The following is a 10,221-nucleotide window of genomic DNA, read 5'->3' as shown; positions in this document are numbered from 1 at the left end:
GACGGCGCGCCCTCCGCCTCCTCGTCGCGCCAGACCCGGCGCTGCGGCGCGTGCGGCCGTGCGGCCTGGGGCCGGCCCGCCTGGGGCCGGGCCGGATCGCGCCCGCCCCGGGCCGGACCGCGCCCCATGTCGCGCCCACTGTTGTCGCGTCCGCCGGCATCGCGCCCGCCCACCCCCGGCGGTCGCGCGCCGCGCTCGGGCTGGGCCGCCGGCTTCGGCGAGCCGAACGGCGCGATCGGCTCGCGCACCGGGCTCTCGAAATCGACGCCGGCCTGCTCGGCGAGCGTCCGGCCGAGCTGCTCGCGCAGCACCTTGGTGCGGACCTCGTCGACGAGGCCGACCTCGAGGTCGCCGAGCTGGAACGGCCCGAAGGACAGGCGGATCAGCCGGTTCACCGACAGGCCGAGATGCTCGAGGATCCGCTTGACCTCGCGGTTCTTGCCCTCGCGCAGGCCGAAGGTCAGCCAGACGTTGTCGCCCTGCTGGCGGTCGATGGTGGCCTCGACCGGGCCGTATTCCATGCCGTCGATGGTGACGCCGCCGCGCAGGCGGTCGAGGGCGGCCTGATCGACGTCGCCGAAGGCCCGCACCCGGTAGCGGCGCAGCCAGCCGGTCTCCGGATGGGCGATGACCTTGGCGAGGCCGCCGTCGTTGGTGAGGAGCAGCAGCCCCTCGGTGTTGATGTCGAGGCGGCCGATCGTGACCACCCGCGGCAGGTCCTCGGGCAGGCCGTCGAACACCGTCGGGCGGCCCTCGGGGTCGCGGGCGGTGGTCACCACGCCGCGCGGCTTGTGCAGGAGCCACAGCCGGGTGCGCTCCCGCGCCGGCAGCGCCTCGCCGTCGACGGTGATGCGGTCGTCGGGCCCGACATTCATCGCCGGCGAGTCGAGCCGCTTGCCGTTGAGGGTGACGCGGCCTTCCAGGATCATCGCCTCGGCGTCGCGGCGCGACGCGATGCCGGCACGGGCGATCACCTTGGCGATGCGCTCGGATTCGGCGGCCGGCTCGGCGGGGGCCTCGCGGGAGGCCCCGGACTTGCCCGACGAGGCCGCGGGCTTGGCCGACGTGGCCGCGGGCTTGGCCGACGTGGCCGCGGGCTTGCCCGGCCGGCGCAGCACGGCGTCGCCGGTCGGCGCGCCCCGGCGGGCCTCGGGCGCCTGCGTCGGCGCGCGGGTGGCGGCCGGCGGCGTGACAGGGGGCATCTCGGGAGGCGGCGCCTCGACGGCGGCCGGGGCGGCTTCGACGGCCTCGCCGGCGTCCGCCGCAGCCTCGTCGGCCTTGGTCTCGGCGCGCTTGCGCTTCGGCGCGGCGGCCGGCTTGACCGCGGAGGACTTGGCTGCGGACGGCTTGGACTTGGGCGACTCGGCCTTGGACGACTTGGCCTTGGACGACTTGGCCGCGGTCGGCTCGGACGCAGGCGACTCGACGGCGACCGCCGTGGTCTCGGGCGCGGAGGAGGAGGCCTCGACGGCGTTCACATCGCCCGATGCCTCGGCGGCATCGTCGGACGACTCGGTCACCGGCTCGGGAGCGGGCTTGGCCGCCGACTTGGTGCGGGGCTCCGCCGGCACCTTGGCTGGTTTCGCTGCCGAAGGCTCGTCGGAGGCGGCGACCTCGTCCGACGGCTTGGTCTTGCCCGACGCCTTGCGCTTGGACGGACGGGCGGGAACCGGGGCGGGCTCGACCACGGGCTCGGCCGCCTCGCCGCCCTCCGCGGCCTTGCCGCGCGCCTTGCGCGTCGGAGCCGGGGCGGGCTCGGCGTCGGCCTCCGCCTTGCGGGTCCTGCGCTTGGGCGCCGGCTTGGCGGCCACGGCCTGCGGATCGATCTCGTCCTGCCCGGCCGCCTGCTCGGACCGGGGTGCGTCGTCGTTGCTGTCGCTCATGCGCGCCTGATAGCAGAGCGACAGTCTTTCCGCGAGCGGGACCGATGGACGAATTTTCGAGGCCCGGCGGGGACATCGGCGCCGGCCGGGCGGAGGCTGAGACGGACCCCCTCGGCCTCGCCTTCGCGGCGGCGCGGGCGGCGGCGGCGCGCGGCGAGGTGCCGGTCGGCGCGACGGTGGTCCGGGCGGGGCAGGTGATGGCGGTCGAGGGCAACCGCATGCGCGAGCGCCACGACCCGACCGCCCATGCCGAGATCCTGGCGATCCGGGCGGCGGCCGCGGCACTCGGCGACGAGCGGCTCACCGGCTGCGACCTCTACGTGACGCTCGAACCCTGCCCGATGTGCGCCGGCGCGATCAGCCTCGCGCGCATCCGCCGGCTCTACTTCGCGGCGTCCGATCCGAAGGGCGGCGCGGTCGAGCACGGCGCGCGGGTGTTCAACCAGCCGACCTGCCACCACGCGCCGGAGGTCTATGGCGGCTTTCGCGAGCGGGAGGGCGCGGCGCTGCTGCGCGCCTTCTTCCGGGCGCGGCGCGACTGATCGCAGGGGCACCGCGCCGGGACATCGGTCCGTCAGACCGGCCGGCGGGCCCCCGGCGCCGGCAGGTTCGCCGCCGTGGCGGGGTCGAGGCCGAGGGCCTTGGCGAGGTTCGGCTGGACGTGGGCCCGCATCGGCGGGCGCTGCGGCGCGTCGTCCTCGAAGTCGCCGGCGGCCTCCGAGAAGTCGAGGCTCGGCGGGCGCAACGCCGCGTAGAGCACGGAGGCGAAGCGGTCGCCGCGGGTGCCGTGGGCGGCGGTGCCGGTGGCCGGGGCGGCGGGCTGCACCGCGGGAACGGCGCCGGCGAGGGGAGCGATCGGACGGGTCATCGGGGGTCTCGCGGTCACAGGCCGAGCGGCACGCCGGGGGCGGCGTAGACGCTCTGCTGGCTGATGAGATCGGCGGCGGAGGGATGGCGCTTGCGCGACAGGTCCTCGAGCACCGTGATGCCGCCCTGGTCGAGATAGTCCCGGAACGCCTCGGTGCGCGCCTCGGCGCTCTCCTGCGCCCGGGCGGCGCCGGTCTCCTCGATCGCCCGCGGCGACGAGACCGGCAGCGGGTCGCGGGTCGCCCGCACGGTCTGGTGCTCGGGAAGCGGCATCGCGGCGACCATGGCGGCGTCCTCTCTAGGCGGTGAGGGCAAGCAGACGGAGGTCCGCCGCGGGCCTCAGGTCTTGTAGCGGATCCGCGTGCGCGGGACAAACCGGGCGATCAACAGAACAGCCGCGACGCCGCCCAAGATCGCGGCGGCTTCGAGGACCGGCCTGATCCGGCCGAGCAGGCGGCCGGGCCCCGTCCCGGTGTCGGGGCTCCCCGCCGGCCGGGCGCCGGCCGGCAGCGGCGCGTGCGGACGGGCGCCGAGGTCGCGCACCGCGTCGACCGGCCGCGAGGGGCGCCCGGACGCGGCGAGCAGGAGCAGCAGGACGAGGAGCAAGGCCGCGAACACGTTGGCGGCGAGGTCGGCGAAGGCGGCCGACGCTATCCGCCCGGTCACGGCGCGGCCCCGGCGCAGGCGCGGGCGAGGGCGGGCTCGCGGGAGGCCGCGCAGGGCTCGCTCGCCCGCAGTTGCGCGACCCGCCCAGGCCCGTGGGCAGCGAGCAGCGGTTCGAGCACGAAGGCGCTCTCGAGCCCGTCGGGCTCGACCACGACGAGGAGCGTCCCGTCGTCCTCCCGCAGCCGCGCCAGCAGCGCGCGGGTGCCGGGATCGTCGGGGATGCGGTCGAGGGCGACGCTCCGCCCGTCCGGCAGGCGCAGGCCCGCCGCCCGGGCGACGACGGTCTCGGCCGGCCGTCCCTCGACCCGGATTCCGCCCGGCGCGGCCGGCCGCCGCACGGCGAGCTGGACCGCCGGCAGCAGGACGAGGATCGCCGGCAGCAGCGCCGCGGTGACGGCGAAGAGCAGGTCGGCCACCGGATCGAAGCCCGGCAGGCCGGAGCCGGCGGCACCGCGACCCGGCGCGGCCTCGCCGTCAGGGCTCACGGCGCGCCTCCGCGGCGGCGAGGACCGCGCAGGCGGCGGCGAGTTCGGTCTCGCTCTTGTCGAGCCACGCCAGCAGCAGCGAGGCGACGAGGCTGGCGACCAGCCCGAGCAGCGTGGTCTGGAACTTGAGCGCCAGCCCGGCGAGGCTGCCGGTGAGGTCGACCCGGCCTTCCGCCGCGCCGTCGAGGGGCAGGGCCGCCATCGCGGCGGCGAGGCCGACCACCGTGCCGAGGAAGCCGAGCAGCGGCAGCAGGGCGACGAGGCCGTAGACGAAGCGGCGCGAGGCATGGCGGAACGCCTCGAACGCCTCCGCCGCCGCGCCGCCGCCGGAGGTCGACGTGCGGGTCAGCAGCATCTCGGTCCAGGTGCGGCCATACCGGCCGCAGACCTCCCGCGCCCGGGCGGCGGGATCGGGCCCCGGGGCGGCGGCCTGGAACGCCGCGAGGGCGGCCCGGTCGCGGCGGTGGCGCGCGGCCGCCTCGACGAGGTGGCCGAGGACGACGCAGAACAGCACGACGATGGCCCGGTGCAGGGCGCTGTCGCCGGTGAGCGCGCCCCACAGCACCTCGCCGAACCCGGTCCCGCCCGGGGCGGGGGCGCGGCCGGCGAGCTGGTAGAACACCAGCGCCAGCACCGCGCCGAGCGCGGCGGCCGAGCCCCCCGATTGCAGCGCCACCGGGGCGGGCACGGCGCGCGGCGCGCGCCAGAACGCGGAAAAGCGCAACTCGCTCTCCTCGGCCAGCACCCGGCTGGCAAACAGCGCGACGAGGATCTGCGGCCAGAGCGGTGCGCCCGCCGCCGGCCCGGCGGGAGCGACGGCGAGGGGCACCGCGAGGGCGAGTGCCACGCTGCCGGCGGCGGCGCGGCGCAGCCACGGCGAGGGCAGCGGCCCGCGCCCGGCGAGCCCGGCGGCGAGGCCGGCGAGGACCAGGGCGGCGCAGGCCCAGACCGCGACGCCCGCCCCCGGCCCGTGCACCGCGAGGTAGAGCCCGAAGGCGAGCCCGAGGCCGGCGGTGTAGGCCGAGAGCCGCGGGCGCAGGTGCTGCTCGGCCCCGGCCGGCGGCGCGAGGACGACCGGGTCAGGCCGCATTGCCGAGCTGGGCCGAGAGCTTGATGCGTTCGAGGGGCTGCACGTTCGCGCTCGCGGTCAGCTCCTGGTAGGACAGCACGGCGAGGCTCGGGAAGTCGCGCTCGACGATCTTGCGCATGAAGCGGCGGATGTCCATCGGCACCAGGATCACCGGGTTGACCGCCCCCTGGCCGCCGCCGCCGACCGCGGCCCGCATGGCGTGGATGAGCTGGCGGTGCACGTCCGGCGACAGGGCGAGGTAGGAGGCGCCGCTGGTCTGCCGGATCGCGTTGCGCACCACGTCCTCGACCTCCTTGGCGATGAGGTAGGCCGGGATGATGTTCTGGCCGCCCGAGAACTTGTGGGTGATGTAGCGCGACAGGGCCGAGCGGACGTGCTCGGTCAGCACGATCGGGTCCTTCTCGCGCTGGCCCCAGGTGACCAGCGCCTCCAGCACCGTGCGCATGTCGCGGATCGAGATCTCCTCGCCGACGAGGCGCTGGAGCACGTCGGTGATGGTGACGGTCGGCAAGAGCCGCGTCGCCTCGCGCACCAGCTCGCCGAAGTTCTTCTGCATCTGGCTCATCAGGTACATCGTCTCCTGGATGCCGACGAACTCCGCCGCGTGCGCCTTGAGGACGTGCGCGAGGTGGAAGGTCAGCATCGTGGAGAGCGTCATCACCTGCAGGCCGGCCCGCTCCAGGGTCGGCAGGTGGCGGGCCGAGACCCAGTAGCTCGGGGTCTGCGGCAGGAAGTCGTCGCCGCGCTCGAACGGGATGTCGAACAGGCGCAGGTTGGCCTCGCTCTCGCGCACGATGACCGAGCCCGGCCGCGCCAGCCCGGCCGCCACCGGCACCTCGTTGACGAGGATGCGGTACTCGCCCTCGCGCAGGCCCTCGTTGAGGCGCAGGTGGATGCCCGGGAACGGCACCCCGAGGTCGAAGTACAGGGCGCGCCGGACCTGGGCGACCTCGCGGTCGAGCTTGTCGGGGCGGATCGCGTCGCGCACGCTCGCGGCGATGTCGACGATGAGCGGCGTGGTCAGGGCGAAGCTGACGCTCGGCACCGGCGCGGCGTCGGCCTCGTCGCCGGGCAGGGCCGGCATCCGGCCGGCGGGCGCGAGGGCCGGGGCGAGGGAGGGCATCTCGCCCGCCCGCGCCTTCGTGGCGGTGCGGCGGCGGTTGCGGATGATGAGCCAGCCGCCGCCGCCGGCCGCGGCCGCGAGCAGCAGGAAGATCACCGACGGGAAGCCCGGCACGGCGGCGAACACCGCGAGGATCACCGCGGTGATGAGCAGCGCCTTGGGCTCGTTGACGAGCTGGCCGGCGATGTCGCTGCCGAGGTCGGCGTTGTCCTCGGAGGCGACGCGGGTGACGATGAAGCCCGCGGTCATCGACACGAACAGGGCCGGGATCTGCGACACCAGCCCGTCGCCGATGGTCAGCAGCGAGTAGCGGTCGAGGGCCTCGGCGAGCGGCATGCCCCGCTGCATCGTCCCGATGGCGATGCCGCCGATCATGTTGACCGCGATGATGATGAGGCCCGCGATGGCGTCGCCCTTCACGAACTTCATCGCGCCGTCCATGGCGCCGTAGAGCTGGCTCTCCTTCTCGAGCTTGTTGCGCCGCCGCTTAGCCTCGTCGAGCTCGATCATCCCGGCGCGCATGTCGGAATCGATCGACATCTGCTTGCCGGGCATCGAGTCGAGGGAGAAGCGGGCCGAGACCTCGGCGACCCGCTCCGAGCCCTTGGTGATGACCATGAAGTTCACGATGGTCAGGATCAGGAACACCACGAGGCCGACGACGAGGTTGCCGCCGACCACGAAGCGCCCGAAGGTCTCGACGATGTGGCCGGCATCGGCCTGGATCAGGATCAGCCGCGTGGTCGAGATCGCCAGGGCGAGCCGGAACAGGGTGGTGAGCAGCAGGATCGACGGGAAGGCCGAGAGCTGCACCACGTCCGTGAGGTAGACCGCCGCCATCAGCAGGATCGCGGCGAGCGCGAGGTTGACGGCGATCAGCACGTCGATCACCGCCGTCGGCAGCGGCAGGATCATCATGAAGATGATGCAGACCAGCAGGAACGCCAGCAGCAGGTCGTTGCGCCGGGCCAGCGCGTTGAGGAAGCGCATCATCGATCGGTGTCTTCGCCTTGTCTCGCCTCTGCCGCCGTCCGGCGGGTGGAGCGCCGGTCACGTCCCTCTGGAAGCGACCCTGTGAACCATTTTCTCCGTCACACCGCCAGCCGGTAGTGCAGGGCCTCGTCGTCCTCCCGCGTCGGCGCCGCCGGCCGCTCGCGCAGCCGGTCGAGGGTCCCGGACAGATCGGCGAGCCCGGCGAGCAGGCCGAGGGCGGTCAGCAGGACCCGGCGCTCGGACTCCGCCTCGCGGGCGTCGCGGGTCGTCGTGGCGTCGGTCTCGGCCTGCCGCAGGCCGTCGTCGCGCAGTTGCGTCAGGGTCTCGGCCACGTCGTCGAGGAGCCGGTCGAGCTCGCGGCCATGGGCCTCGTACTCGATGCGGCCCTGCCCGCCGGTCGCGACCTCGACGCTGACGCGGCCGAACACCGCCGTCACGGCGCGGGCCGCTTCCTGCACGAGGCCCTCGAGGGTCGCGATCCGGGCCGTCAGGACCGCGATGGCGGCGCCGAGCGCCGCGATGTCGGTGGCGAGTTCGGCGAGGCGGGCATCGTCCCCGGCGACCGCGGCGCGGGCGCTGGCGAGATCGTCCCGGGCCGCGGCGACCTCCCCGCCGAGGCGCGTGAGGGTGTCGGCGTTGCGGGCGAGGTCGGCCTGCGTCTCGGTCACCGTGGCCGCGGCCGCGTCGCGGTCGGCGACCGCGGCGTCCCGCTCGGCCGTCAGTTCGGCGACGCGGTCGGCCTGCCCGGCGGCCTCGGCCTCGGCGATGGCGCCGTCGAGGCGGGTGACCGACGCGGCGGCATCCGCCTCCCGCGCCGTCGCCGCGTCGAGGCGGCCGGCGAGGTCGGCCTTCTCCGCCGTGGCGGCGTCCTGCTCGGCGCTCTTGGCCGAGAGGGTCCGTTCGGCCCGGTCCGCCGCGGCGGCATGGTCCGCCCGCGTGGCCTGGAGCGCCGTCTGCTCGCCCGTCTTGCCGTCGCGCTCCGCCTGCCTGGCGGCCTGCTCGGCGGTCGCCCGGCCGAGTTCGGCCGCGGCCCCGGCGACGGTCGCGGCGGCGGCGGCGAGGTCGGTGCGCAGCGCGGACAGGGCGGCGCGGATCCGGGTGTCGGCGGCGGCGCGGGCCGACTCGTCGGTCGCCAGCGAGAGCTGCGCCAGCAGCAGCGCGGCATCCTCCGGATTCAGCGGCGGGCGCAGGCCGGAGATTCCGCTCGGGAAGGCCGTGCCGAGGGCGGCGTAGAGCGGCGGCGCGGCCGGGCCGAGGCTGCCCGCCGCCACCGCGGGTGCCGGAGCGGCGGCCGGCGCCGCCTCGGCCCGGCCGGGGACGGTCGTCGGGGTGGTGGCGGCCCCGCGGCGGCGGCACGCCGCAGGCCCCGGGCCACGCGGCCGCCTCGTCGGCGACCGGCAACTCGGGCAGCAGCCGCCGCAGGGCGGTCTCGGGCGCGGCCGCGAGCGGCAGCGGCGGCGGCCAGCCCGGGATCATCGCGGCGTTGAGGATGAAGGAGGCGATGATCCCGGCCCGCTCGGCCTGCCCGCCGGCCAGCGCCGCCAGCACCGGCCCGGCCTGGGCGGTCCAGTCGGCGGACGGGACGGGGCCGGAGGCGCGCGGAGCGGCCACGGCCTCGCGGGCCGGGGCGGGGGCCGCGGCGGGCGCGGCGCGGGTCGGCGGTGCCGGGCGGAGCGGAGGCGCCGTCTCCCACGGTGCCTCCTGCGGCGCCGATGCCACCGGCCGGGCCTCCGGCCGTGGACCGGGTGCGCGTCGCGCCGATCCGGGCAAGGCCGGCTGCTCGACCGGTCGCTTGACCGGATCTTCGGCCGGATCGATCGGTCCCGGGATCCGCCCGGGCTGCTCCGGGTCGGTCGTCCGCGCGAGCCGCGCCGGGATCGCGGCCCGCTCGGCCGGTTCCGGATCCAGGGCGGGGGCCGGCCGTTCCGGGACGGGGGCACGGGGTTGCGCGGCCACGGCGCGCGCCTCCGGCGGCACCAGGCGGTCCGGTGCCGGCTCCCCGGCGCCTTCCGGCCCGGCGGCTCCGGACGGCCGGGACGCGGCGCGGGACGCCGGCTCCGTGCCCGGCGCGGCCGCTCCGGCGGGCGCAGGCCCGTCCGACACGCCGCCCGGGCCCGCGGAGCCGGACGGGGCCGCCGCCGGGCGCGGGGGCTCCGTGCCCGGGCCCGCCCCGGGCAGGGCCGGCCCCGGGATCCCGCTGGCAGGAGGCGGCGCGGCCGGACGCGACGCCGGCCGTTCCGCCGCCGGCACGCCGTCCCGCTGGATCCCGTCCCGGCGCGAAAGATCCGCTCCCGCCGTCTCCTGCTCGCGCGGCCCGGCGCCGATCCCGGTCGGGATCGGGCCGTCCGCCCCGGCCGGGGGCCCCTCCGACCCGGCCGGATCCGGGCCGGCGCGGTCGGGCGTGCGGGAAGGGTCCGGAAGACCGGGAATCCTGCGGGCGGGCCCGGCCGGGTCGGGCGCCGCCGCGAGCGCGAGGGACGACCGGACCGGCAGAGCCGCATCGGCGCTCGGCGGGCGAAGGCCGAGCAGGGTCGCGGTGGCGGGGGGCGCATCGCGCCGGGCGGCGGCCGGCGCCGGATCGGCAGCGGCGAGGGAGCCGGCGGCGGTCCGGTCGGCCGGCGGCTTCGGGGCCGGAGCCTCAGGCGCCAAGGATCCCGGCGCCGAGGGCTCCGGCGCCAACGATTCCGGCGCCAAGGATTCCGGTGCCATGGCCCTGGCGATGTCGAGGACCGCCTGCGCCGCGGCCTGCTGCAGGGCGAGCCCGGCCGGCAGCGTCGCGCCCGGCCGGACCGTCACCGGGCCTGCCCCTGCCGCTGCGCCACGGCGCGCCCGAGCTGCGCCGCCTCCCGCCGCAGCTCGGGCGGCGTGTCCGGCCCGTCGCAGGCGGCGAAGGCGGCGAGGTGCCGGGCCGCGAGGTCCCACTCGTCCGTCGCGGCGGCGAGGCCGGCGGCGTGGACGCGCGCCACCGCCCGGTCGTGGCGGCCGGCGGCGAACCAGGTATGGGCGCGGGCGTAGAGCGCCTCGCCGAGGCCCGCGGGCAGGCCGAGCGCCTCGCCGAGGGGGCGGCCGCGGGCGATCTCGGCGACGAGCCGGGCGCCGTCGACCCCCAGCGGC

General features: G+C 77.0%; 10 protein-coding genes. 1 reads left to right on the top strand and 9 read right to left on the bottom strand.

All coding sequences use genetic code 11. The features are described from left to right. Positions 1-1,202 (bottom strand): pseudouridine synthase (locus tag EOE48_RS28180; protein ID WP_246155030.1); only part of this gene is annotated, 1,202 nt, incomplete at its 3' end. A gap of 725 nt (positions 1,203-1,927) precedes the next feature. On the opposite strand from EOE48_RS28180, the gene EOE48_RS28175 reads away from it, so the two are divergent. Further along, positions 1,928-2,425: a nucleoside deaminase gene (locus tag EOE48_RS28175; protein WP_127734186.1), complete on the top strand. Its 498-nt coding sequence runs from the start codon at positions 1,928-1,930 to the stop codon at positions 2,423-2,425. Positions 2,426-2,457: 32 nt separating this feature from the next. On the opposite strand, the gene EOE48_RS28170 is transcribed toward EOE48_RS28175, so the two are convergent. The 8 genes from EOE48_RS28170 to EOE48_RS29470 form a co-directional block, all read right to left on the bottom strand. Then, the gene (locus tag EOE48_RS28170; protein WP_127734185.1) at positions 2,458-2,751 is read right to left on the bottom strand and encodes a hypothetical protein; all 294 of its coding nucleotides are present in this window, start codon (positions 2,749-2,751) and stop codon (positions 2,458-2,460) included. A gap of 14 nt (positions 2,752-2,765) precedes the next feature. Continuing rightward, entirely contained in the window at positions 2,766-3,035 is a 270-nt protein-coding gene (locus EOE48_RS28165) for a hypothetical protein (RefSeq protein ID WP_127734184.1), read from the bottom strand. Positions 3,036-3,089: 54 nt separating this feature from the next. Then, positions 3,090-3,416 (bottom strand): hypothetical protein, encoded by a 327-nt coding sequence (locus tag EOE48_RS28160; RefSeq protein ID WP_127734183.1) that lies wholly within the window; start codon positions 3,414-3,416, stop codon positions 3,090-3,092. Beyond that, a complete protein-coding gene (locus EOE48_RS28155; RefSeq protein WP_127734182.1) occupies positions 3,413-3,901 on the bottom strand; it encodes a hypothetical protein in 489 nt (162 codons plus the stop codon). Before EOE48_RS28155 ends, EOE48_RS28160 begins: the two co-directional genes overlap by 4 nt. Further along, positions 3,891-4,991: a MotA/TolQ/ExbB proton channel family protein gene (locus tag EOE48_RS28150; protein ID WP_127734181.1), complete on the bottom strand. Its 1,101-nt coding sequence runs from the start codon at positions 4,989-4,991 to the stop codon at positions 3,891-3,893. Before EOE48_RS28150 ends, EOE48_RS28155 begins: the two co-directional genes overlap by 11 nt. Beyond that, entirely contained in the window at positions 4,981-7,107 is a 2,127-nt protein-coding gene (sctV, locus tag EOE48_RS28145) for a type III secretion system export apparatus subunit SctV (RefSeq protein WP_187371579.1), read from the bottom strand. The genes EOE48_RS28150 and sctV overlap by 11 nt, the downstream gene beginning before the upstream one ends. Positions 7,108-7,205: 98 nt before the next feature. Then, entirely contained in the window at positions 7,206-8,378 is a 1,173-nt protein-coding gene (locus EOE48_RS28140; protein ID WP_127734180.1) for a coiled-coil domain-containing protein, read from the bottom strand. A 1,521-nt stretch (positions 8,379-9,899) separates the two neighbouring features. Next, positions 9,900-10,221 (bottom strand): hypothetical protein (locus EOE48_RS29470; RefSeq protein WP_210249606.1); only part of this gene is annotated, 322 nt, incomplete at its 5' end.

The organism is Methylobacterium oryzihabitans (assembly GCF_004004555.2).
GTDB classification, from domain to species: domain Bacteria; phylum Pseudomonadota; class Alphaproteobacteria; order Rhizobiales; family Beijerinckiaceae; genus Methylobacterium; species Methylobacterium oryzihabitans.
This window is presented reverse-complemented; position numbering and strand designations above follow the sequence as displayed.